The organism is uncultured Nostoc sp., from assembly GCF_937863485.1.
Lineage (GTDB): Bacteria > Cyanobacteriota > Cyanobacteriia > Cyanobacteriales > Nostocaceae > Nostoc.
In genome coordinates this window covers 35,239-60,477 of the sequence record NZ_CALMFY010000153.1, presented here as the reverse complement: position 1 = coordinate 60,477, position 25,239 = coordinate 35,239, and the positions used below count along the sequence as shown (strand labels likewise).

22 protein-coding genes and 1 pseudogene are annotated in these 25,239 nt (G+C 41.8%); 13 read left to right on the top strand and 10 right to left on the bottom strand.

What is annotated here, in order from left to right:
• Positions 1-7 precede the first annotated feature (7 nt).
• Positions 8-616: a DUF4129 domain-containing protein gene (locus Q0541_RS19875; RefSeq protein WP_298914021.1), complete on the top strand. Its 609-nt coding sequence runs from the start codon at positions 8-10 to the stop codon at positions 614-616.
• A gap of 161 nt (positions 617-777) precedes the next feature.
• On the opposite strand, the gene Q0541_RS19870 is transcribed toward Q0541_RS19875, so the two are convergent.
• Both Q0541_RS19870 and Q0541_RS19865 read right to left on the bottom strand, forming a co-directional pair.
• The gene (locus Q0541_RS19870) at positions 778-2,064 is read right to left on the bottom strand and encodes an aspartate aminotransferase family protein (protein ID WP_298914018.1); all 1,287 of its coding nucleotides are present in this window, start codon (positions 2,062-2,064) and stop codon (positions 778-780) included.
• A 910-nt stretch (positions 2,065-2,974) separates the two neighbouring features.
• Entirely contained in the window at positions 2,975-4,672 is a 1,698-nt protein-coding gene (locus tag Q0541_RS19865) for an ABC transporter substrate-binding protein (protein WP_298914015.1), read from the bottom strand.
• 613 nt (positions 4,673-5,285) lie between these two features.
• On the opposite strand from Q0541_RS19865, the gene Q0541_RS19860 reads away from it, so the two are divergent.
• The 3 genes from Q0541_RS19860 to Q0541_RS19850 all read left to right on the top strand — a co-directional run bounded on the left by Q0541_RS19860 (position 5,286) and on the right by Q0541_RS19850 (position 7,838).
• Positions 5,286-6,455 (top strand): alcohol dehydrogenase catalytic domain-containing protein, encoded by a 1,170-nt coding sequence (locus tag Q0541_RS19860; protein ID WP_298914013.1) that lies wholly within the window; start codon positions 5,286-5,288, stop codon positions 6,453-6,455.
• A 223-nt stretch (positions 6,456-6,678) separates the two neighbouring features.
• Positions 6,679-7,695: a TrkA family potassium uptake protein gene (locus tag Q0541_RS19855; RefSeq protein WP_298914010.1), complete on the top strand. Its 1,017-nt coding sequence runs from the start codon at positions 6,679-6,681 to the stop codon at positions 7,693-7,695.
• 32 nt (positions 7,696-7,727) lie between these two features.
• Positions 7,728-7,838 (top strand): helix-turn-helix domain-containing protein, encoded by a 111-nt coding sequence (locus Q0541_RS19850; RefSeq protein WP_335070574.1) that lies wholly within the window; start codon positions 7,728-7,730, stop codon positions 7,836-7,838.
• A gap of 549 nt (positions 7,839-8,387) precedes the next feature.
• Here the strand turns inward: Q0541_RS19850 and Q0541_RS19845 are convergent.
• The 5 genes and pseudogenes from Q0541_RS19845 to Q0541_RS19825 form a co-directional block, all read right to left on the bottom strand.
• Positions 8,388-8,828 (bottom strand): annotated as a pseudogene (locus Q0541_RS19845) (heme-dependent oxidative N-demethylase subunit alpha family protein).
• Positions 8,829-8,911: 83 nt separating this feature from the next.
• On the bottom strand, positions 8,912-9,469 hold the full coding sequence (locus tag Q0541_RS19840) for a methylmalonic aciduria and homocystinuria type D protein (RefSeq protein WP_298914004.1): 558 nt from the start codon (positions 9,467-9,469) through the stop codon (positions 8,912-8,914).
• Positions 9,470-9,636: 167 nt separating this feature from the next.
• Positions 9,637-9,768, bottom strand: a complete 132-nt coding sequence (locus Q0541_RS19835) for a hypothetical protein (protein ID WP_298914001.1) — start codon at positions 9,766-9,768, stop codon at positions 9,637-9,639.
• Between the two features lie 177 nt (positions 9,769-9,945).
• Positions 9,946-10,152: a glycogen debranching protein gene (locus Q0541_RS19830; RefSeq protein ID WP_229498956.1), complete on the bottom strand. Its 207-nt coding sequence runs from the start codon at positions 10,150-10,152 to the stop codon at positions 9,946-9,948.
• A 460-nt stretch (positions 10,153-10,612) separates the two neighbouring features.
• Positions 10,613-12,412 (bottom strand): alpha/beta hydrolase, encoded by a 1,800-nt coding sequence (locus tag Q0541_RS19825; RefSeq protein WP_298913995.1) that lies wholly within the window; start codon positions 12,410-12,412, stop codon positions 10,613-10,615.
• Between the two features lie 365 nt (positions 12,413-12,777).
• Here Q0541_RS19825 and Q0541_RS19820 point away from each other — a divergent pair, with 365 nt between their 5' ends.
• Complete coding sequence (locus Q0541_RS19820) at positions 12,778-13,002, top strand: hypothetical protein (RefSeq protein ID WP_298913993.1); 225 nt, start codon at positions 12,778-12,780, stop codon at positions 13,000-13,002.
• Between the two features lie 13 nt (positions 13,003-13,015).
• Here the strand turns inward: Q0541_RS19820 and rsmH are convergent, their stop codons facing one another.
• Entirely contained in the window at positions 13,016-13,903 is an 888-nt protein-coding gene (gene rsmH / locus Q0541_RS19815) for a 16S rRNA (cytosine(1402)-N(4))-methyltransferase RsmH (protein ID WP_298913990.1), read from the bottom strand.
• Between the two features lie 254 nt (positions 13,904-14,157).
• Between rsmH and Q0541_RS19810 the strand changes: the two genes are divergently transcribed.
• From Q0541_RS19810 to Q0541_RS19775, 8 genes are all read left to right on the top strand, one after another.
• On the top strand, positions 14,158-15,342 hold the full coding sequence (locus Q0541_RS19810) for an NAD(P)H-quinone oxidoreductase subunit H (protein WP_298913987.1): 1,185 nt from the start codon (positions 14,158-14,160) through the stop codon (positions 15,340-15,342).
• A 248-nt stretch (positions 15,343-15,590) separates the two neighbouring features.
• Entirely contained in the window at positions 15,591-16,544 is a 954-nt protein-coding gene (locus Q0541_RS19805; RefSeq protein WP_298913984.1) for a phospholipase D-like domain-containing protein, read from the top strand.
• A gap of 33 nt (positions 16,545-16,577) precedes the next feature.
• On the top strand, positions 16,578-17,345 hold the full coding sequence (locus Q0541_RS19800; RefSeq protein ID WP_298913981.1) for a hypothetical protein: 768 nt from the start codon (positions 16,578-16,580) through the stop codon (positions 17,343-17,345).
• 156 nt (positions 17,346-17,501) lie between these two features.
• Entirely contained in the window at positions 17,502-17,660 is a 159-nt protein-coding gene (locus Q0541_RS34540) for a GAF domain-containing protein (RefSeq protein WP_366941903.1), read from the top strand.
• 165 nt (positions 17,661-17,825) lie between these two features.
• Complete coding sequence (locus tag Q0541_RS19790) at positions 17,826-18,215, top strand: VOC family protein (protein ID WP_298913978.1); 390 nt, start codon at positions 17,826-17,828, stop codon at positions 18,213-18,215.
• Positions 18,216-18,678: 463 nt separating this feature from the next.
• Positions 18,679-19,416 (top strand): hypothetical protein, encoded by a 738-nt coding sequence (locus tag Q0541_RS19785; protein WP_298913975.1) that lies wholly within the window; start codon positions 18,679-18,681, stop codon positions 19,414-19,416.
• 110 nt (positions 19,417-19,526) lie between these two features.
• Positions 19,527-20,714, top strand: a complete 1,188-nt coding sequence (locus tag Q0541_RS19780) for a class I SAM-dependent methyltransferase (protein WP_298913972.1) — start codon at positions 19,527-19,529, stop codon at positions 20,712-20,714.
• A 361-nt stretch (positions 20,715-21,075) separates the two neighbouring features.
• A complete protein-coding gene (locus Q0541_RS19775; RefSeq protein WP_298913968.1) occupies positions 21,076-21,954 on the top strand; it encodes an NAD(P)-dependent oxidoreductase in 879 nt (292 codons plus the stop codon).
• Between the two features lie 173 nt (positions 21,955-22,127).
• On the opposite strand, the gene Q0541_RS19770 is transcribed toward Q0541_RS19775, so the two are convergent.
• Both Q0541_RS19770 and hslO read right to left on the bottom strand, forming a co-directional pair.
• Positions 22,128-24,152, bottom strand: coding sequence for a chromosome segregation ATPase (locus Q0541_RS19770; protein ID WP_298913966.1), 2,025 nt, complete (start codon positions 24,150-24,152; stop codon positions 22,128-22,130).
• A 153-nt stretch (positions 24,153-24,305) separates the two neighbouring features.
• Positions 24,306-25,211 carry an Hsp33 family molecular chaperone HslO gene (hslO, locus tag Q0541_RS19765; RefSeq protein ID WP_298913964.1) on the bottom strand — a complete coding sequence of 302 codons (906 nt, stop codon included), beginning with the start codon at positions 25,209-25,211 and terminating at the stop codon, positions 24,306-24,308.
• Positions 25,212-25,239 lie beyond the last annotated feature (28 nt).

The following is a 25,239-nucleotide window of genomic DNA, read 5'->3' as shown; positions in this document are numbered from 1 at the left end:
CCCCCCTATGTCTACAGATACTTTTGAAAAAACTAGCGGGAGTTGGCAGCTTTCTCAATTCCAACACCAAGCGGGAGAATGGTGGGAATACCAGTTTTACCGCTTTCAACAGGCTTTGCCCGAATTGCCTACTGGATGGTCGATTAGCCCAAGGCTTGGTGAGTTGTTGAAATTCCTCTTTTGGCTGGTAATAGGCTTATTTATAGCTTGGGTGAGTTGGCGATTATGGCGAGAATTCAGTCCTTATGTATATTCTTGGCTGAATAGAAGTGGCAATCTCACTGATTTTCGCGGAAAAAATCGCTCTAGTGAGTCATCCATAGCCCTTTTGTTGGAGCGATCGCAAGAATTTTACCGTCAGGGTAACTACCGTGAAGCTTGCCGTTGTATCTATTTAGCGATGTTGCAGCAGTTGGATCAAAACACCATCGCACCCCAGAAACTCAGCCGTACAGATGGAGAATATCTGCAATTGCTGCGATCGTCTGTGACTCCCATACAGCCTTATGAAACTTTAATTACCACTCACGAGCAATTATGTTTTGGTAATGCCGAAATTTTGCCAGATAATTATGAACAGTGTCGGCAAGCTTATCGGGAAATTTCCCCAGAATGAAGAGGGACACACAAAAAGTCAACTTAGAGCCAGGGCGAATAGAATTCGCGGCTATACAAACAAAGCCCACCTCCGTGGGCTAAGAGAAAATTAAGGTTTTTGTAACCCGCACAGGCGGGTTTTTTCTGTATAGACGCGGTTTCTAACCGCCCTTTTTTAACTTAAGTTGACTTTGTGAGAGTAGCGAGCGCCTTTTCTACAGCTTCCAAGGCAGTGTTTACTTCCGCCTCTGTGACAATCAGCGGTGGCACAAATCGGACTACTTTTGGCCCGGCTGGTACGAGCAATACACCCTCGTTGATGGCAGCATTGACGACATCGGCTGCGGTTAGCCCAATGTCGGCTCGCAACTCCAAACCGTTGATTAAACCCCATCCCCGAACTTCCCCAACCTGCTGAGGATATTTTGCTGCGATCGCCCTTAATCCAGATCGCAATTGTTCACCCCTGTCTTGCACATTCTGCAAAATATTTTCCCGCTCTAATGTCTGGCAAACACTGAGTGCTACACCACACACAAAAGGATTTCCGCCAAAAGTACTGGCGTGTTCCCCTGGTTGAAAAACATCGCAGAATTTCTTGCTCATCATTGCGCCAATGGGAATACCGCCACCTAAGCCTTTGGCACTGGTGAAGATATCCGGTTCAACGCCGAGATGTTCATAACTCCATAATTGACCGCTGCGCCCCATACCAACTTGCACTTCATCAAAAATCAATAAAATGCCAGTTTCGTCGCAAATCTGCCGCAGCTTTTTGAAATAGGCAACATCTCCTGGACGCACACCGCCTTCTCCCTGCAATGGCTCAATCAGAATTGCTGCTACCCGATAATCACCTTCATCTAACTCGCTAATTGCTACTTCTACAGCGTTAATATCGTTGTAATTTACGTAGTGGAAACCAGGAACCAAAGGATCAAAATACTTTTGATACTTCGGTTGAGCAGTGGCAGTAATCGTTGCCAAAGTCCGCCCGTGGAAACTGGCATTGGCGGTTAGAATAATCGGTTTTTCAATGTCTAATACTGTGTGGGCATATTTCCGCGCCAGTTTAATTGCAGCTTCGTTAGCTTCAGCTCCAGAGTTGCAGAAAAATACGCGATCGGCACAGGAATGATCAACGATCCATTTTGCCAATTCACCTTGCTCAGGAATGTAGTACAAATTAGAGACATGGTGCAGCTTTTGGATTTGGCGTGTCACCGCTTCTACCATAGCTGGGTGGGCGTGTCCTAAAGTACAAGTGGCAATTCCAGCTACAAAGTCCAGATATTCTCGCCCCTGTGTATCCCAAACTCGGCATCCAGCACCCCGTTCTAGGGCTAAAGGAAACCGGGCGTAGGTAGACATGACAGCTTCATTAAAGCTATCTGCATCAAAGGGACTGGATGCTGACCCTGAATCTGGGGGGATGGTGGCTTGGTCAACGAGAGTTTGTAGGCTCACTACCGCTCCTCCTGAAAGTTTTTCATTATATAGTTATTTACTAGTTTCCTAGAAATCCCTAAAAAATACTTTTTATTTAGTACAACTTGTACTTCCTTTTAGGCTAACGCTTATATAACCTCAAACGCTTGGCGGTGGTGAAAAAAAACTTTGTACTCAACACTTGAGTAATAGGCAGTTTGCGTAGGTGCAGCCCGTTGTAGGCATCACAAGTCTTGGGTAGAGTCCAGTCCAGGGGTTTTTTCACTGATGTTCAAGCCTGACTCGTCGCTAGTCTGCGGTTTTGATGGCGCTAAGACACATGAGGAAATTCCCCTTGCTGTGTGCGGGAAAACTCCAACGGAGCTAAGTACAGCATTTCATTAATTCGTAGCGAATTAAATTTGGCAATCCCTTTCAATGCTAATGCGTCGGTCGCATTGTTAATGCATCTTAATACAATGCTAATGCGTCGGTCGCATTGTTAATGCATCTCGATACAATGCTAATGCGTCGGCCGCATTGTTAATGCATCTCCTTACAATGCCAATACATCTCAATACAATGTTAATGCGTCAGCTTACATTCTTAATGTGTCCCTTTACAATGCCAATGCATTGAGATGCATTAAAAACGCTACGCTTTTCGGAAAACTGTACTAGGAGAGTTGGAAGTTATTGAGGGTGATCTATACGAATGATGAATTATATCAAGTCTGGGTAATTAGTTATGATTCCCACAGTCGTTGTACCCCACACGTCAGATGCTTCACTTGGGGAAACCTTTAGTCAGCGCTGGCTCTCCTTAATCCCCTAAGAGCCTGCTCTTAAAGGAGACAAAGCTACGCTTTGGCTCTTTGGGGTTCTTCGGGTTAAATAAGTAATCAAGCGGACATGATATTAGTTATAATACCTTAAATCTCTGGTTGAAATTATTTTTCTGTGATTTTCAGTTCATCAATATTCCAAAAAGTTTCCCCCAAAGCAGAAAACTTGATGGGATTGACACGTTCACGCACCGCCTCAAACGAGATTGGATTTACAAGGCAGAATATCGGCAACTGTTCCGCAACGATTTGCTGAAATTTGTCATAAATCGCCTTACGCTTGCTCTGGTCTAGTTCTTTGAATCCGGCGTAAAAAAGACTATCAATTTCTTTCTCCCATTCAGAAACTACCCATCCTTGCAATGGGGGTTTTCCTGGTAGAGCACCTTGGTTGAACTGATGAAATGAGCCTTGACTAGTCCAAAATAAAGATAGAAGATTAGGTTCAACATCTGCACCGTCAACACCAAACGCACCGACATAACAATCCCAATCTCGACGAGAGAGTAGCTTTTGCAATACTATGTTAAAACTGACTACCTGCATATCTGCTTTGATACCAATTTGACTGAGGTCTTGTTGGATTTGAACTGCGGCATCGATTCTTGATTGATCTTCCGATTTCACCAAGAGATTGAATTGCACCCGATTTCCATCTTGGTCTAACAGTTCTTTTTGAGAGTTATACCTAAAACCAGCCTCTAACAACATCTGCCTAGCTCTCTGGGGATTATAATCATAAACTTTTAACCCTGCTGCTGGGGACAAGTAATAGGGACTTTGAACAGCAATTGGCGAATGTTGTATTTCACCTAAACCGCGATAGATATTAGTTTTAATTCGGTTGCGGTCAATGGCATAGGCAACTGCTTGCCTAAAAACTAAGTTATTAAACCACCGAGATTTGATCGGGTCTATAAAAGGCTTACCTTTGGAATTAATAGCTCGGTTGAGATTGAAACCCATAAGGCTAAAACCCTCAGTCGGCCCACCATTGTAAATAATGAATTTTCCTCGCTTTTCCTCTTTCTTGAGTAACCCAAATACTGCTGGTGTCACATTCAAAGTATCCAGTTCCCCTGAGCGAAATCTCACTAACTGATTTTCTGTAGAAGAAATAATTTGCCAGACAATCCGTTGAATATAAGGCTGAGGATGTCTTTGAACATCTTTGCGCCAGTAATAGGGGTTGCGTCGTAAAATTACCCGTTCAGCAGGAGTATAGCTTTCTATTTGGTAAGGCCCATTGCAGATAATTTTTTGCGGATCAGTATTGGTTCCCCACATTGAGAGAAACTGAGGATTACCATTGGCATCATTGGATAGTACAGAAGCACGCAAGGCATGAGCTGGCAAAATTGCTAGTTTTTCAGCGTATCTCAAAAAAGGGGCAAAAGGTTCCACAAAATTAAACTCAACTCGCAGATCATCTAGTTTCTGCACTGACGGGAAAGTTTCTGTGTTGCCAATACGCAAAAAATCTCTATATAAAGTGGGAATTTTTTTGTTCAGATAAATGTCTCGATAGGTAAAAACTACATCATCTGCTGTGAGAGGTTCACCATCTGACCATTTCAACCCTGTTTTTAAAGTAAAAATAATTCGCTTTTGATCAGCAGATATTGACCAAGATTCTGCCAGTGCCGGCTCCAACTTGGTAGTTATAACATTCTCATCGAGCAATCCCTTATAAATTAAAGAAAAAACACTATATGGAGAATCATTAATCGCATAGTTAAAAGTAGTCGGGTCATTTAGCGAAACTAGAACTAATTGAGCTACCTGAGATGCTTTGCTTTTCATCTGTGTCGGGTGACAGCTTGTGAGCAAGAAACAACAAGATAGCAGCAAACCAATTATCAAATTTAGAGGTCGAACAACAGCAGCAATCATCTCTAGTTATTTACCATGCAGCTACTATCTACACAGTACAGTATGGTGATTGTATCAGTACTAGAACAATGTCAGTAGCCCGAAAAATTCTGCGTTAGCGTACCCTTCGGGGATCTTGCTGGAGCGTCTCGTAGAGAAGCTCACCGTTGGTGTAGCCTCTCGTAGAGAAGGTATCGCCTACGGTGGGCGCTCCGCACCATCGCTCTGGTGTAGTGACCTTTAACAGCTGATTTTTACCCAAAAAACCGTATTGCTTAATACAGTTTTTTGATAATTTCCTTGGGCTTGTATCATTAGTAAAGCTAGTATTCAGGCAAACGCGACATCCTCAGTATTCAGCCGATAATACCTAACCCGCTTGCCCGACTCCAAAGGTCGTCGTGACTCGTAAATAACCCTAGTTGTAGGAGTTAACGAATCAACTTAATAGCCTGTTTGCTCTACTTTGGGTTTGTGCTTCGACTGTGCCAAATTGAGCCATAATCAGAATGATTAGTAATATTAATTTCTCAACAAAAAATAAATGAGCCAAAATATTGCCACAATGCAAGCGCTGGTTTTAAGTGATATTAATAAACTCAGACTATGCCAAATTCCTTACCCAAAGACTGGAAACCATTCAGTCTTGATTAAAGTTTCTGCGGTAGGAATTTGTGGAACAGATTTTCACATTTTCTCTGGGATAGCTAATTACAATACAAATAAACAAGGTCATCCGATTGCACTGACACAGCAACCTCAAGTCTTGGGGCACGAAATTGTGGGAGTAGTAGTAGAGATAGGCAAGGAAGTTCGGGATTTAAGGATTGGAGATCGTGTAGTGATAGATCAAGGTTTGAATTGTTGGAGCCAACAGCAGGCCTTGTGTGAATATTGTACAAGTGAGGACTCTCATCAATGCCAATATTATCGTGAACATGGGATTACAGGACTAGCTGGAGGGTTTGCCGAGTATATATCGATTCCCGCCGTGAATGCGATTTGCATTAAATCTGGTTTAGATGATGATGTACAGGCAGCATTAACTGAGCCATTAGGATGTATCATACATGCTGAAGCACGAGTTGCAAAGACGCGAACACGATATGGTTTAAGTAGCTTGGATAATTGGCGACAAGCACAATCAGTACTAATTTTTGGTGCAGGGCCAGCAGGATTGTTATTCATTCAGTACTTACGAAATGTCCAGAAATACGAAGGTCTATTATTAGTAAGTGAACCAAATCCAATTAAGCAAAAATTAGCAGTGGAGTTTGGAGCAGAAGTTACTGATGCTATCGGAAATGATTTAGTAGAAATTGTACAAGAAAAAACCAAAGGACGATTAATAGAGTATGTAATTGATGCGTGCGGTGCAGGGACAGTAATGGCATCATTATCGAGATTAATTCGCAAACAAGCTACTGTGCTGCTGTACGGTTATGGTCATGCAGGTGTGGATTTGAGTATTTTAAACAACTTGCAATTTCTGGAAGCAACATTGGTTTGTTCAACAGGAGCATCAGGAGGATTTGATGCTGATTTACGTCCAACAACTTATCGTAAAGCTTTGGAGTTAATAACAACTAAGCAAATTGAAGTAGCATCTTGGATTACTCATCGTTATCCATCACTAGAATCTCTGAGTGCTCTGTTTAACGGCGAATATCGCGATCGCAATTATATCAAAGGCGTTTTGACTCTTAAGGAATAGACGATGTTTTCAAAGTACATTAATCACTGTAAGGCTTTTGGGTTTCGCACTCCTGACTAGTCTAAACTTCAGGTATTGAGTTTGGATAACTTGTAGTTTAAATGTACTAAATAGGACCAATGCTATAAAGTTAGTAGAAAACTAAAAAAAGTAGGCTAAAAGTACTATTGTTACGTCATTCTCAACACTTGAGCAAAAATATCAACGTATCCAAAAGGAGTTAATGGCTGGGGCGATCGCTCTCGGCGGTGTTTTCGTCATTGGCACTTTGTGGTACTGGTTAGTGGAGGGCTGGTCATGGGAAGATGCGGCTTACATGACAGTCATCACTTTAGCGACTGTGGGATATGGAGAGATCCACCCAATGGGTAGCCGAGGACGATTGTTTACAATTGCCCTGATTTTGTTGGGTGTAATGAATATCGGTTACATTGTCAACAGATTTACAGAAGCGATCATTCAAGGCTACTTTCAAGAAGGAATTCGGCTACAACAGCAGAGGCGGTTAATGGAATCCCTATCAGAACATTACATCATCTGTGGATTTAGTCGGACTGGTCGTCAAATTGCCAAGGAATTTCGGGCAGAAGGTGTACTTTTTGTGGTGATTGATTCGGAAATGGAATCTATACAAAGGGCGCAGATGGAAGGTTACACGGCATACCAAGGTGACGCTACCCTAGATGACACACTCCTGAAAGTTGGTATTGAAAGAGCAACTTGTATCGTTGCAGCACTTCCTTCAGATGCCGAAAATTTATATGTTGTTTTATCAGCAAAAACACTGAATACAGGAATTCGAGCGATCGCCCGCGCAAGTACAGAAGAAGCTTTGCAGAAGTTACAACGCGGTGGTGCAGATGAAGTGATATCCCCCTATATTACTGGTGGGAAGCGCATGGCTGCTGCGGCTCTCAGACCGCAAGTATTGGACTTTGTAGACGGGATTTTGACAGGTGCAGACCGCCAATTGTATATGGAAGAATTTTTACTCGACCCGGTTTTTTGTCCTTTTGTTGGTCAAACTTTACAAAAAGCGAGATTGCGATCGCAAACTGGGGCATTAGTTCTGGCAATTCGCCGCCTTGATGGGACTTTAATTGGTGGCCCTACTGGTGATACAGTTTTAATGTCAGGAGATCGGCTAATTGGGATGGGTACAGCCGAACAGTTGCGTGACCTTAACCAAATTCTCGGCCCAATTGGTTCTCAGAAATTGCGTAAACCGAAAAATAGTTGATGCTATACCAATTCTCCCAAATAAAGGTATAAATGCAAAAGGTGAAATATAACATGTACACAGCAGTTAAAGTCAGAATCTACCCCACAAATGAACAAGAATCATATCTTCCTCAGTCTTTCGGCAATACGCGATGGTTGTGAAATTACCCCTTTTATGTAACTCTCAGAAAACAATAATCAAAGCAATATTTTGAGACTTTGATTTAATCAAGCTTTAAACCTTTATTTTCTAATAGTAATTAAAATTTATAGCCAAAAGCTGAAAAGTATAGTTCCAAAATCCTTTCAGCGATTGCGTTATTCTACTGTGATAGAAGAGGGATAGCCTTTCTTCAGCCAATAGGTTCACCGCTGCGTAGCTCTCAGATAATTCCTGTAGACAAAAAGTAATAAGATTTAGTATTGAAAAAATAAGTATTGATATGAATACAAATTTAGAAGAATTCTCATATCTATGGAATAGTCCAGAATCGGATTGGGCACTGTTACAATTCAATGCCTCACCTTCAGAAAAAGAACCAAGATATTTAATTGTGAACACGAAAACTAAGCACGCTTTGCTAGTTTGCGATGATACTTTGTATCAGCATTTAAAAGAAACTATGCTTGAAAAAAGAGTTCGCATTGTCTCAGGTTTCTGATTTTGATAATATCATTATAGTTTTTAGCACATCTTTTGATACATTACGCTTAACTCAGCCACTGCAAAATATTAGCTTTACTCTCTGCGAAGCCTTTATAAACTAGAAACTCAGGTGTTATGGATTCAATTGCCTGATTGAGCTTAGATCGTAACACTGGATCTTGTTTGACTACGCCACAATCTTTAAAATAAGTACGAATAGTAAACAGCGCTGCTTCATACTCCGGTAGTCCCCAAATTACTTGGCGGTCAATTCGCAGATAAAGCTGGGAATGCTGTGAATCCTAGCTTCTACCTTGCCATTGGCTAACTGAGACACCAGGCAGTGGTTCGGGATGGTGGTTAAGACGGGTGTCACTACTCAAACCTCAAGCAAAGCGCACCATCGGTTTTTGGGTAATCATTGTATGAGCGATCGCATCCCCTCGCCGATTAATTTTTTCCATACCTGCCACAGGTGCATGTATAGTAGCAAAGTCTTTACCAATTTTCTCCTCATTTCCAATATATATGAAGGGATGAGGGAGATTAGGAAAAAATAACCAATGACCAATTGACTAATGACTAATGACTAATAATCAATTTCTTTCCACCCATGCATAGCTGCTATACCTTTTGTAACCCATTCGATCGCAATTGGGGGAGCTTCTGATATCAAAATGCTAGGATAAACTGCTGCACCCCAGTCGGGATGCACTAGCACACGGCATTGATTTTTAATCACTGGATAGTTGAGCAAAGCTTTGACAACTGCTGTGTCATCATGGGGAATTGCTCCGGGATGAGACAGTAAAGGATAGCCTGTACGAGGGTCGATTAGGTCTGTTAAATAGCCGCGATCGCGCAGATTAAATGCTAAATCGCAGCCAAATCTCATAAACTTTTCTCGCAAGCGTTCTTTCTCGGTCTCTACTTCTGCCGTCCTTTCGACTAGTTGATAACGCGATTGCTGTAAGACAATCACTACTCGTAAAAATGGCTGTCGTTTCCAATCTGGTAATATCCGTTCGCAGTTGGCACAGATATATTGACTGGGAGCATGAATTGAAATTTGAACCGCTTGTCCCCTTTCGTCAACTAAATTAATGGGACAGGCTTGCTCCGAAGTGTAAACTCTGGGATAGTTCACTAAATTGGTTCGGTTTTGGCAAATTTTTTAATTTAATCTACGGTATAGATGATAACTCTTAAAAGTTCCAAAAAATCATCAATTTTCTTTAATATATTACTTTTTTTGGAAGTAGTTGTTAATAATTTGAGAATTTTAATCCAAATTTTATCCTTCATTAATCTTTTCTAACGGGATTTGCTGCGATCGCTGTAGCCATTGGCATAGGTGCAGCGTGTGGTAGATAAGCGATGCCTATGGCGGGCTACGCCTACGCTCCTGAAATATGTTCGCTCAAAATCCCAAAAAATGACCTCCATCTCAGATGATTTGCAGTCAAAACCAAAATGGTATAACTGTCAGCAAAGCAGGACTAAACAGGCATCTGGTGAGGCAAAGCGCGTCGGAGTTTCGCCAAAGGCAAGCAGAAAAAACAAAGGTAATCGTGTCTGCCAGGAGATGCTTAAGCTATGCAGCCTACTTTTCATAGCACTCAATTAATTAAGTTTTAAAGAATTCACCGGCACTTCATCCCAAGAATCGACTGTCCGCAATTGCGCTACCCAACCTGCTGCTTTTTGCGTCTCGGTCAAATTATTCTCAAAGGAATCATGACAATCTTTGGCTTGAGATTCATTACAAGTGGCAATACAGGCATGAATCATCCCAGACGGATCAATTTGCTCATTTACCCAAATAGTCATGGAATATTCCCTCAAAAATTTTAGCGAAAAAGGCTATTCGTCATTTTAGAACACTATTAGAGTCAAAATTGTAGAGCAAAATCGGTAATAAGTAGTGAACTAATCCCAATTACCGATTACTAATTTACATTACCCAGTTTCGCTTCATCTGCTAGGCACAGCACTAATTACATTATCAAGGCGATAAAGCTGTAGCACCTCTGACTATAAAGAAAAAGGTACAAGCCCACTTCGGCTAGCGAGCGGGCAAGCTCAGTGCATCGCCTAAATTTATTTATGCAACGTTATCTAGAGGTCACACTAGACGCAGAAGCGAAAGCTGTTTCGGTGATTGGGTTTTAGTGTTAGTTATGTAACAGTATGACAGCAGGGCTGATATCTGATGCGGCTGGACTGCAATAGACCTGATGATAAATTCTCTCATGGGTTCCATCTGGAGGAAAGCCAAAGTTATACATTTTCAAGTTATGCGAATTGTTTGGATTTGTCCTTTTGGGGATTCGCCTTGAGCAAACGGAGTTTTACGAGTTGCAAGCAGAACTTGGATATATTTGCTTTTACAATCTTCAGAAAATTTCGGAAAAAGTAACAATTCATCAGACTGATTTGAGCCTGTCTGTTGCTGTATACAACCGGAATATCTCTTAAGTAGTCCCTTATAACCAAGAAAAGCAAGTTCATTAATTAGGAGTTGACAAAATTCGCCCTCAAAGTATCCTCCATGTACGTTGATATGCCGAGGAAATTTCAAAAAGTACGCTCCACACAATTGAACATAGTCCCAAAAATTGAGAGCAGATTGTTTCTTGGAGAAACTGAGAATTCCTCTCTTTGATCTTTCTGTATCAGTGCAATCAGTATAATCAGTGCAATCAAAATATGTAAAAGAGTCTGCAATAGCCTTCTCGTGAAGTGGAACGTTATTATTCAGGCAATGTAAACTCTTACGCTCGTTTGAGGATGCTCGGATTTCCAGATATTCAGAAGGAGGAGTAGGGTTAGTAAAATCGGCATTCTGACAATTGACTATACCATAATCTTTTGGTAACGATTTTTTATTATCAACAGTTACGTTACCTAATTTATATCCTCTATCCCTAGTTTTAGTTGGAAAACTAAAATAATTAGCAGCAGGTGAAGCCAAGCGTAATGCTAAATCAGCTTCGTTAGAAAATATATAGGCTTCTTCACAACGCTTCAACGAAGATTTAAGAAAATTAGCCCTAGAAGTTAAAATCGATTCCACAGGAATATCTGGTGCAACAAGCACCAATCTTCCTAGTTTAAATACATTACCAATATTAGAAGAAGCTTTATCATTAAGTGCGTCAGGGTCAAATACATCAGACAGAATACGAATCGTCTGAATTGCTACTTCACAACCTAAGCTATGAGCAACAAATGATACTTTTATTCTAGCGTTTTCCATATTTTTATTGCGATCTTTAGCTAATATTTCTATTTCATTTTGTAAATATTGGAAAAATTTTACTAAATCTAGCACACCATAATTACTAGCCCGAAAGCGATCGCGAGGGTAAGATGTTACACGAAGGATGATTAGTGCTAAAATCATACCGATCAAGAATACGAAGAGAAGGATGAAAAATATTAGCCACGGATGAGGATTTTTGACAAATAGACTGAAAATTGCACCAAACAACCAAGCAAAAAAAACCAATAATAATCCATTCGGTATAATGCGTAAAGAATTTGTTGCTTTTGCTATGTATGTTATCCAAAGTCCAAGCCCAGATGCAAGGAGAATAATTAACAGAGATGTTAAAATAAAATTCGATGCAGTATTTGTCCAAAGTGTTAATATAATAGCTATTAAACCAAATACAAGGGAAGTAATTAATATTCCCACAATTAAACTTGGTAGTGATTCTAAAGAATTTCCAGTTTGAACTAAAGGACTTTCAGCAGGCCAGCGATAGCCAATAAATACACAATTGCGATTGTCATGTGTAAGTCCTGAATCTCGTGAATTGGCATATTTGCAAGCTTTCTTATAGCGGTTTTTTGCATCTTCTTCCGAATTAGCATAGCCATGTATATGGAAGAACAATTCCGATTGATTGCTATTAATGAGATACTCAGCAATTTCCTTTATATCTACACTATCATTATGCTGTTGAGGTTCAGGTGGATCTTCAACATTAATAGTTGCAGTACTTTTTACATAATAGCCAGGTACTTTAGAATAACTACCTTTTTCAAGAACCTCAATGGTATATGCTGATTCTGGATTTGACATATATTTGAATATCTTGTTATGAAGACGAAAACAGTTCTTTAGTGATAATTAGCAGCTAGAAATTGCTTAAATATTACATTAAGTCGAATTAATTATAAAAATAAAATTTAACAAACTTAATTTATCTGGAGAGAAAAAATATTTTTTAAATCGTATTTTTCCCTAGAGTATTGCTGGATTTGTAAAATTAATTGATAAAACTTCTTGGCAGATGAGGAAAATATTATAGAGATATACCCTAATGGTAAATGGAGATATAGGACTCCGATTTTATTTCTGAAAACATACTGAGACTGAAAAGCCCGTTTGATCGCGGTTTGATCTGAAATCTTATTCAAAAATCAGATATGAGTCCTATATATAGGATGAGCAAGCCTAATTTTCATGCAATGAGTCAGAAAGAGTTACATGATTACGTTCTTGCTCATCGAGAAGGTGAGGAAGCCTTCTACGTTTATGTGGATAAGCTACATGTCGAAGGTAAGTGGATTGAAATGCCACCGTTACAGTCAGAACAGGATTTAGAAAATTATCCTAAGTTCATTGAGCGTATTCGCAGCAGTTATGAGCCAGGAGATGGAGCAGTTTAACGCTGTATTGCAGTTACAGCAGCTTTTGGGCTATTCTCAGTTTGGCCGATCGCGATCGCATATTCCTCTCAATTTCCTCTTCTAATGCAATAATCGGCTTTTTTGTCAAGACCTTTAATAAAGGTGAATTTCTTAAACCATGTTTCACCGGACGGTCTTCCAGACTGTGAAAACTGATAATTGCAATTCTGCCACCAGGGACAAGCGCATTTGGTGCTTTATCCAAAAAGGTTTCTAAAGATTTTAACTCATCGTTGACGACAATTCGCAGAGCTTGAAAAACACGGGTAGCGGGGTGAATTCTCCCATAACGGTATTTCGGGGGAACAGAAGTAGCGATCGCCTCAGCCAATTCAACAGTCGTATGCAATGGTCGCCGTTCGACAATGCGTCTAGCAATGCGCCGCGATAATCTTTCCTCACCGTACTTAAAGAAAATATCTGCTAAATCTGTTTCATCCCAATTATTAATCACATCAGCAGCAGTTAGCGATCGCCCTCGATCCATTCGCATATCCAAATTCGCGGCGTGGCGAAAGCTGAAACCCCTTTCCGGCTGATCTAAATGGTAAGAACTCACTCCCAAATCGGCTAAAATACCATCGAAAGTATTAGGGGTAAACTCGTAGTTTGCAAAATTGCTATAAATAAATTGTATGCGATCGCCATATTCAGCTAAATTCTTCTGCGCGGCTGCTAAAGCATCTTCATCTTGGTCAACTGCCGTTACCCGCACATCCGCAGCAGACTCTAAGATCAGGCGACTGTGACCACCACCGCCTACCGTCACATCTAAATAATGCCCGCCCGGACGCACCGCCAAACCCTCAATTACCTGCCCACCCAAAACTGGCACATGAAAAAATTCCTGCGCCTCAACTCCCTGAAATCGAGCTTCCATATAATAATTGAAGAAGTGCAACAAAATTAAACATCAAGTAAAATCCCTCCTCTGTCACCCCTTCTCCAACATACCCCTGTATGGGCAATACATCTAGACGCCCCAAAGGCAGTTTTCCTGAGAGTATTGCTCCTGCAAGCTTGATTTTGGCTTGGCAGACTAGATAAATCGGGTCTGGTTGGCATTTTGGCGGTTCAATTCAAAATTTTGGCTTCGCGCACGCTACACGAACACAACGGGAGAACACGAAATCTATGACCAGACTAGAAACCCGCACTGAACCAATGGTGCTAAACATGGGGCCACACCACCCCTCAATGCACGGGGTTCTGCGGCTAATCATGACTCTGGATGGCGAGGATGTCGTTGACTGTGAACCGGTCATCGGCTACCTGCACCGGGGAATGGAAAAAATTGCTGAGAACCGCACTAATGTAATGTACGTCCCTTACGTTAGTCGGTGGGACTACGCTGCGGGAATGTTCAACGAAGCCGTCACCGTCAACGCCCCAGAAAAGCTTGCAGGTGTCGCTGTCCCCAAACGTGCTAGCTACATCCGCGTCATCATGCTGGAGTTGAACCGCATCGCTAACCACTTGCTGTGGTTTGGCCCCTTCCTAGCTGACGTAGGCGCTCAAACTCCCTTTTTCTACCAGTTTCGGGAACGGGAGATGATTTATGATTTGTGGGAAGCCGCCACAGGCTATCGGATGGTGAATAACAACTACTTCCGCGTTGGTGGAGTAGCAGCCGATTTGCCCTATGGTTGGGTAGATAAGTGTGTGGAATTCTGCGACTACTTAATACCCAAAGTTGATGAGTACGAACGCTTAGTAACCGATAACCCGATCTTCCGCCGACGTGTTGAGGGTCTTGGTACTGTCACCCGTGAAGAAGCAATTAACTGGGGACTTTCTGGCCCAATGTTACGCGCTTCTGGCGTGAAATGGGATTTGCGGAAAGTTGACCATTACGAATGCTACGACGATTTTGACTGGGACGTACAGTGGGAAACCGCCGGTGATTGCTTTGCCCGTTACGTGGTGCGGATGCGGGAAATGCGCGAATCTGTGAAGATTATTCGCCAAGCAATTAAAGGACTTCCTGGCGGCCCTTATGAAAATCTGGAAGCCAAGCGTTTAGCCGCAGGTAAAAAATCAGAGTGGGATGCATTTGATTACCAATTCATCGGCAAAAAAGTTTCCCCCACTTTCAAGATTCCTAAGGGCGAAATCTACTCTCGTGTAGAAAGTGGCAAAGGTGAATTGGGAATTTATTTAGTTGGGGAGGATAATGTCTTCCCTGCACGATGGAAGATTCGCGCAGCAGACTTCAACAACCTCCAGATTGTCCCACATTTACTGCGCGGAATGAAGGTTGCAGATATCGTGGTGATTCTCGGCAGTGTTGACATAATCATGGGGTCTGTAGATAGGTAGAAAATATCTATCCAAGTAGTTTTTTAGAGCAGTTGTATTACAGTGCAACTGCTCTTTTTTTTATAATTTTTGAAGACGCGATAAATCGTAATTTTTGAAGACGCGATAAATCGCCGTCTCTACAAAGGACTGATTTTTGTACAGACGGCGATTTATCGCGTCTCTTGTCTTGCACTCTTCACTAATCTGGCTGGAAAAATTTTTTACTCATATAACATAAGTACGAAATATTTATACAGTTTTGAGTAATGCCCCGGATATTTGACAACATCGACTTACAACTGCTACCGATTTTGCGAGAAACTCTTAAAGTCTCTTATCGGGCAGATTTTTGCGTTGGCTACTTCAACCTCAGAGGTTGGCGAAGAATTGATGATTTAATTGAACAGTATGTTGGTAGTGAAAATGCTTGTTGCCGTTTGCTAATAGGGATGCAAAGTTTGCCTAGTGATGAAGTTCATGCGGCATTTACCCTTAGTAGTGGTGATGGACGGATTGATAATAGTGCGATCGTGCGGTTGAAAAAACGCATGGCGGCGGAATTTCGCAAGCAGTTGACTATCGGTGCGCCGACTAATCAGGATGAAGCGGGGTTGCGGCGGTTAAGTCATCAGCTAAAAACTCAGAAACTAATAATTAAACTGTTTCTCCGTCATCCTCTCCACGCCAAGTTATATCTTGTGCATCGCCATGATCCCAATACTCCCACAATGGGATTCTTGGGTAGCAGTAATTTAACCCTTCCAGGACTGGCGAAACAAGGGGAGTTGAATGTTGATATTTTAGATCATGATGCTTGCAATAAGCTGCAAAAGTGGTTTAGCGATCGCTGGCAAGATTACGGTTGTGTAGATATTTCCCAAGAAATGGCAGAAATTATTGATCAGAGTTGGGCGAGGCAAGATTTAATTTCACCTTACTACATCTATTTAAAGATAGCCTACCACTTATCCCATGAAGCGATCGCTGGACTTTCAGAATTTCGCATCCCCCGCGAATTTAATAACTTATTTGATTTCCAAAAAGCCGCTGTACAGCTAGCAGCACGTCATGTAACTAGGCGTGGTGGCGTGTTAGTGGGCGATGTGGTTGGTTTGGGCAAAACTTTAGTTGGAACCGCCCTTGCCAAGATATTACAAGAAGATTGTTTTTTAGAAACACTGATTATTTGCCCGAAAAACTTGGTGCCAATGTGGCAATAATATGTAAATAACTATCGCTTACTTGCCGAAGTTATGCCAATTAGTCAAGTAGAAAATAAATTACCAAAACTCCGACGTTACCGAGTTGTGTTAATTGATGAAAGTCATAACTTACGTAACCGCGAAGGTAAACGTTATCGAGCAATTACAGAATATATTGCAGCTAACAAAAGTAAATGTATTTTATTATCTGCTACTCCTTACAATAAGAGTTATCTTGACCTTTCTGCCCAACTGCGGCTATTTGTGCCAGAAGACGAAGATTTGGGATTAAGACCAGAAGCTTTAATTAATGAACTTGGTGGCAGTTCTGTAGGAGAATTAGAGTTTATTAGAAAGCATCAATGTTCAGTACGTTCTTTAGCTGCCTTTGAGAAAAGCGAACACCCTGATGACTGGCGAGAATTGATGAAGCGCTACATGGTGCGACGCACTCGCTCTTTTATTAAAGATAATTATGCCCACACAGATGAAACAGGGCGTAAATATTTAGAATTTTCTGATAAGAGACGTTCTTATTTTCCCCAGCCCATCCCTCAGAGTCTCAAGTTTCCTCTAGAAGGTACTGACACTGACTTTTATTCTCGTCTTTACTCGGAATCGGTAGTAGAAGTAATCAATCAACTGAATTTACCTCGTTATGGGTTAGGAAATTACGTTATTGCTAAACACAAACAACTGCCTACAGACACCGAACAACGCTTTATTAATAGCTTATTTCGTGGCAGTAGGAGATTGTCAGCTTACCGTACCTTTTCCCTAATGTTTGCAGACTCAGAAAAATTAGCATTAATTCAGTAAGGCGAGAGTGATAAACTCAAATTGATATCTACTGCACCTGGAAATTTGCAGTAAAACAAACAAGATAGAGCAATGGAACATGAAATCGTAAAAACCATTGCTGCCTTTTTGAATACTAATGGCGCAAGCATGAAGGTTTTTAACCATATTAGCTGATTGGTAGAATGGGTAAAGGCGATCGCTGATATTGAATTAAAGTCAATCGAGCCTTATCATCAAGATTTTCTCCGCAATTTGCAGATTCGCGCCAACTTGGTTGTACCAATTTTGATACTTAGAGAACTATGGGGATTGCTAGTAGCACATCACTGTTAAGGGCCTGATTATTAAGTCGCCATCAGATATGGAAATGATGCAAACAAGGGCACAAATAGCAACAGATCGTAACATTCTGGATTAAGCTACTGTGTATTCAAATCGCATACAGTGAAGTAGCAAGATCCTCGCCAGCACTAATTTTTCTAAGAAGGAGAAAAAACTGTGAAATTTGGTTACACGCTCATCTGGGTAGACGATGTAGTTAAAACCGTTGAGTTTTACGAAAAAGCCTTTGGTCTAATTCGTCGCACTCTCCAGGATAAGGGGCAATCTATCTGGGCTGAAATCGAAACCGGAAACACCACACTAGCTTTCTCCTCCAGTAGCGAGGCACATAAATTATTTCCTAACGGCTTCCATCCCAACGACGCCACACAACCATCGGCATTAATCCAGATATCATTTATCACACCTGATGTTGGCAGCGCTTATATGAGAGCAATCGGGGCAGGTGCAAAAACACTAGATGCTCCTAAAACCCAGCCTGGGGGACAAACTATTGCTCGTGTCCGCGATCCTAATGGCGTGCTGGTATCGTTAGTGAGTGTCTAGGTAGTAAATTACCTTGGATGCGATTAATTGGGCTGTGGATTGCGATCGCAGGAATGAAAATCAACACCTAAGATAACTATTTATAAAGTAAATCAAAAGTTAGGGTGTGTTACGGCTTTAGCCTAACGCACCATGTTATCTAGCGGTGTGTTAGACGCTTTAATTATGTTTTTCGTGACAAATCATATTGAAATATGCGCCCAGCACAACCTACAGTAATTTTATTTTTACTTTATAAATAACCTCTGATTTTATTACCGAGTAAAGCTTTTTCTCAAAAATTAATCTAGAGAACTTGAGATATAAACTTTTTCTCTAGTAGCTTGTAATTAACATAAGTATCTTATCCCGCAAGTAGGGGACAATTACTTAATGATTACTCGTTAGTTTCTCCTTGATAATGAAAAGTGAGTATCGTGAGTTAGTCGATGAAGTCCTAATAAAAATAGGACGAAATATATTGATGTTTCAGCAAATCGAGAAAGGCTTGAAAGTACTTCTTCCTTTTATACACTCAGATGCTAGTACGAAGGGTATCGATAACTTTTGGAAGTTCAGAAAAGCAACTAAGTCAAAGACTCTAGGGAATCTAATAAAGGCCTTTATTGAGTCCGCGGATTATAACACTGATTACTTTGTCGAGAGATTAAGAGAGATGGTTGCCGAGCGGAACAAACTCGTTCATCACTTTGGTGAGTCGGAAGGTTTGAATATATTAAGCACTGAAGAAGGATGTAGAACTTGCATTACTTACCTAGAATCGCAGTATCAAGAGGCAATTTTATTTTATAAGCAAATAACACTTTTTGTATTTAGTGTGCTTGTTTTCCTTCGAGAAAATTACGCCGAATCTAACCCAAAAATCGAATTTTTATACAAGCAATTAAAGGCAGATATTATTTCTTCTGGCGTTGAGTATATAAATCTGAACAATCCCTCTGAGACAACATGGGAGAATACAAAAATTGTAAAACTACTGCGTTTAGCCGAAACAAACACAGACAAAATAGGTGATATGACTTTGCTGGCAAGAGCAGGAGAATTTATTAAGAGTCAAGACTTTGAGTGTACGCCTAAGAAGTACGGAATTAAGACACTAAAAGGTGTTTTGAAGACGTCTGGCTTATTTGAAATTACCGAAAGTCAAGATAGCGAGCATAATAGCGTATTTATTTTATATAAAAGTAAACTTCCTCACTAACAAATCGCTGCACTAAACGACACGTTTCAATTTTGACACTTCGGTTAAATTGATTGTGCTGCTAGCAAGCATTTATTTTCTCAACACCCTAATCTCAAACCTCAAATTTTATGAATTCCAATCCTTTGCTGTGTGCAGCGATCGCAAATCACATTACCACTAGTCCCCAGCAACGAATTACTTTTGCCCAATTCATGGACATAGTATTATACCATCCTGAACATGGCTACTATTCTAGTGATGCAGTCAAAATTGGCTTTGAGGGTGGTGATTTTTTCACCTCTCCTAACCTCTGTGCTGACTTTGGCGAGTTACTAGCAGAACAATTTTTGCAGATGTGGGAGATTTTAGGAAAACCTGTACCGTTTTCTCTGGTAGAAATGGGAGCAGGGCAAGGACTGCTAGCATTGCATATCCTCAAATATTATCAGCTACGCTACCCAGATTTTTTTACTGCACTGGAATACATCATTATTGAGAAGTCCCCAACTTTAAGACAAGAACAGCAGCAACGCTTGCAAGATTTGCCCGTGCGTTGGTGCAATTTAGAGGATATACCATCTGAGGCGATCGCTGGCTGCTTTTTTTCTAATGAGTTAGTAGATGCGTTCCCCGTGCATCAATTCATCCTGAAGACAGGAGAACTGCAAGAAATTTATGTGACAACAGACAAGAATGAGAAACAAACCAATGCCCCATACCCATCATTTGTAGAAGTCACAGGAGAACTTTCAACGCCCCAACTGGCTGAATATTTAGACTTAGTGGAAATCGACTTTGCCCAAAGTGTATATCCAGATGGTTACCGCAGTGAAATTAATTTAGCTGCTCTAGACTGGTTGAGTATAGTAGCAGACCGCTTGCAGCGTGGCTATGTGTTAACAATTGATTATGGCTACCCCGCCAGTCGTTACTACAATCCCAGGCGATCGCAAGGAACGCTACAGTGTTATTATCATCACCGTTTCCATGACAACCCCTATATTAATATTGGGCGACAAGATATCACTGCCCACGTTGACTTTACTGCTTTGGAACGCTGGGGTGAGAAGTGCAATTTAAAGAATGTTGGTTTTATCCAGCAAGGATTATTTTTGATGGCGTTGGGGTTAGGCGATCGCATTGCTACCCTTTGTGATCAACAGCAACCCCTCTCACAGTTACTACAGCGGCGGGACGCACTACACCAGCTTATAGATCCCACAGGACTAGGCGGCTTTGGAGTCCTAGTTCAGAGCAAAGGTCTAGACAACACAGAAATTTCTCAACCACTAAAAGGATTGACCTTGCCACAGTAAACGTAAAGAAAGAAAAGTAAAAATCTATTTAAGAATGCATTATCAGTCTGATTTAGACTAGCATAACAGTGATTACTGTAAAGTTAAACACACTAACAAAGTAATAATTATGTCCACTCATGACCTGCTAATGTTAGCAACACTACTTACCCCTGGTATTTTACTTTCAGTGATAATTATGGTGACTTTTGCCGCTGGTGGTTGATTGCCAGAGTTAGAGAATAGTGAGTGGGAAGTAGGAAACTGGGATTTGGGATTGTATCTTAAGTCTCAAGTAACTACTTCCCAACTAATTTGAATCAAACAATGCAAACGCGATGTCCACGATGGGCTATGACGCTGTATTAAAGGAACGTGAAAAATGAAGGTGGCATTTCTGGGAACTGGACTGATGGGACTACCAATGGCTCAAAGATTATTAGCCGCAGATATACAGCTAGTTGCCTACAATCGTACCCCAGAAAAATTAGCGCCACTACAAGCAGCTGGGGCTGAAATTGTCACACATCCCCGCCACGCCATTCGTGCTGCTGAGTGCATAATCCTCATGCTTACTAATGCCCCAGCGATTTATAATGTGCTGCTTTCTGACACTGCTTGGCAAACTCTGGAAGGGCGCACTATCATCCAAATGGGAACAATTACTCCCACAGAAAGCCAGGAAATTAGAGATGCAGTTGTTGCGGGTGGTGGTGAATATTTAGAAGCACCCGTATTAGGGAGTATCCCGGAAGCAAAAGCTGGCAAGTTGAGTGTTATGGTAGGGGCAGAGGCAGAACAATATCAACGCCATTTAAAGTTACTCCAAAATTTTGGGACAGAACCTTTACTTATAGGCCCTGTGGGATCTGCGGCGGCGCTCAAATTGGCACTAAATCAATTAATAGCTTCCCTAACAACTAGCTTTGCTCTGAGTCTAGCTTTTGTCCAGCGTCAGGGTGTCGATGTGGATGTGTTTATGCAAATATTGCGCGACAGTTCACTCTACGCACCTACTTTTGACAAAAAGCTACAACGGATGTTGGATGGCAATTATGCTGATCCGAATTTCCCCACAAAACACTTGCTCAAAGATACAGAATTGTTTATCTCTGAAGCGAAATCTCAGAGTTTGGATCTCAGCAGTATTAAAGGTGTGCGGCAAATCTTGCAAACAGCCGTGAAAATGTCATTTGCTGATGATGATTACTCATCACTATTTTCTGTAATTAAGGAATGGGGAGAAGCGATCGGGGAATAAATTTTTGTAGGGTAGCACAGCTAGCTATGCTACCTTAACCCGTGGTTTATATACTTGAAAAAGTTGTAAGTTGAGACACATTGAGAGAAGTTTCTCCCTATACCCTAGCATCCCTGATATGTACTTTGAAAATGCTGAATTAAAAGGTTTTAACTGAATCGTTAATAAGGATATTATTGCCCATTAGTAGTAGTTGATGGAGGAAATGGTAGAGACTCAGGCTGAGGCTGAGGTGAAGGTTGAGGATTGAGAAATTCCTGCCAAGTCTTAATTTGCTCTTGCGCTGCACTGTAAGCAGCACTACCACGGGGAATGGATTTGGCAATCTCAATGCCTTTGGCAATATCAGACTGACCTTGAGAGCGTGCTATTTCTAACAATTGCTGACTCCACTGATCAATAGCCAGATTTGCATCCATGCGTAAGATGCTATTGTTTGAAACCCGATCTGCCAACCGTATTGCTTCAACCAAGGCTTCTGGCGTGCCAGCCGCCCCCACTTCCTGGGCTTTTTTCCAATTTTCTCTGGTGCGGATTTGCCCTTCCCAGTCATTTATCGCAGCTTGTGCTTCCCTAGAAAGCGCCCTTCCTGACGAGGCAATTTGTTGAGCGGCGCTAATGGCAGCAGTGAGATTTCCACTCTGAGCTAGTTCTTGTGCTTGATCCAAGTAGGGTTGGTCTTGAATTCGCTGAATCTTTCCTACCCAAGTACGAATTTTTTTCTGTGCTTCTGGATATAATGCACGACCTCTACGAATTTCGCTGGCTTGGGCGATCGCAGCTTGCAAGGAGTTGATATCGTCGAATATTGCTATCTGTTCGGCCCGTTCTAAGTAAGGTTGGTCTTCAATTGTCTCAACTTGGGCACTCCAGCGACCTATCTCTTGCCTAGCTTCTGTGGCGCGGGGGTTACTACCAGGGATCAGCTGCACTTGGGCGATCGCTGCTGTTAAATTAGGGACTGTTCCCTGGCTAGCTAATATTCTCGCTTTTTCTAGATGGGCAACATCTTCAATTTCCAACTGCCAACGAGCAATCAGTTGCTGTGCTTGGTTATATACTGGTCTGGAAGGATCAATTTGTTGTGCTTGGGCGATCGCAGCCTCTAAACCAGAAACATTACCGATCCAAGCACTCCTTTTCGCATCAGCCAAGGCAATAAAGTCATCTGTTTCGCCCTGTAGTTTCGCACTCTCTGGAATTTGTCTGGCAATATTCAGTGCTTCATCCGCATCCTGCTTGTCTAGTTTTGCCTGTGCCAACTCCAGCATTTTGCGTCCAAATGCCGGAATCGCTTCCTGAGCTTTTTGGTAAAGGTAACTTTCCTGCCCAATCGACTCAGCTATCTTGATCGCTTCTAATAAATTATCAACTACTTTACTAGAAGCTAAGTTTTCAGCTTTTCCTAACTTATCGCCATCTTCCCGTGCTCTGGCAATCAGGCGATTCAATTGGTCGTATTTAGTAGTTGCCCAATATTGATTATCTACGCGCAGCATTTTGGCGGACAGCATGAATGCTGATTGCCAGCGTCGTTCCCGGACTTCGGTGATCGCACCGTTGTATGTGGCTTCTGCTTTTGACCAAATTGATTGCCATTTGCCAATTTGCTCATCGACTAATTTATAAGCTGCTACGTCTTCGGGTATTTTCTCAGCAGTAGTGATCGCTTCCTCTAAATTCCCTGTTTGGAAACTTTGATCAGCTAGCTTCAAAATATCCCGCGACCATTCTTGGATGAAACGATCAATTTCTCCATGCAACGGGTGATTTTGTGGTAGTTGCTTCACCAGAGCGATCGCTTGCAGTAGGTCATTCACTGTCTGTTTAGAAGCCGCTAACTGAGCGCAGTGTATCCGCACAGAAGCACTAGCTAGGGGCCAAAAAATCGATGGGCAATTAGGAGCAGCTGGCAACTTCAGCAGCATTGCCATTGCCAAGAATCCTACACCGCCGGTAATTAACATTAGTAGTACTGGCCACCACACCCAGCTTTTCATCCAGCGTGGCCATTTCCCAGGACTTCTACTGAGTTGGGCACTTTTTCGCCGCTTCACTGACTTGGAGCTAGAATCAGTAGCTGGGGCATCAAATGGTTGAGTTTCACCGAATTGTTCTGTTCGGGATAATCTTGTGTTTTGATCTGGCTCTCTTGCTTTGCCTGTTGACCAACTGTCTGGAATATCCCGCTCTGTCATTTCTCACACCAAAATAATTGAATAGCGCTCTGTTTTAGGTCGATAATTCCATTGTTGCCATAGTAACTTTCTCGCGATTAAAAAGCTACTTTTTGATTATCTCTCTCCACAGAATACCATTAACAACCTGAAAAATTAGTGCTGTTTTATACTTTATCCTGAAACAGTAGATTCAGCTTGCAAATCGGCAATTAGTTGAGCTAACTGATCACTATTTGCCTGGTAAACGTTGCCGCAAAAGTCGCAAGTTGCTTCAGCACCATTATCTTTAATAATCATATCTTGCAGTTCAGCTTCTCCCAAAATCTTTAGTGCCCCCAAAACACGATCAAAAGAACAACCACAGTGGAAGCGCAGCATTTGTCTTTCAGGAAAGATTGCCAGCCCCATGTCTCCTAGCAGGTCGCTGAGGATTTCAGTCAAAGTCTTCCCAGCTTGCAACAATGGTGTAAATCCTGCTAGACTAGCTACCCGTGATTCCAAGGTTTTTACTAAGGCTTCGTCTCTGGCGGCTTTGGGTAACACTTGTAGCAGTAATCCTCCAGCAGCCGTTACTCCACTTGCTCCCACGAAGACACCTAAAACTAAAGCTGAAGGTGTTTGTTCGGAATTCACCAGATAATGAGCCACATCATCGCCAATTTCGCCAGAAACTAGTTCTACAGTACTAGAGTAAGGGTAACCATAACCGATATCCCGGACAACGTAGAGGTAGCCGCCACCCACCGCACCACCAACGTCTAGCTTACCTTTAGCATTAGGAGGTAATTCCACAGATGGATTTCCCACATACCCGCGTACTGTTCCATCTAAACGTGCATCTACCAATATGCCACCCAAAGGCCCATCGCCCTTCACCCGAACATTGACCCTCGACCCAGTTCGCTTCATGCTAGAAGCCATCAACAAGCCCGCCGCCATAGTCCGACCCAGTGCTGCCGTTGCCACATAGGAAAGCTTATGTCGCCCCCGTGCTTCTTCTGTTAAACGTGTGGTAATCACACCTACGGCACGAATCCCACCTTCGGCTGCTGTTGCACGAATTAACTGATCCGCCATGAAAAACCTTACATTTCTTAACAGTTCA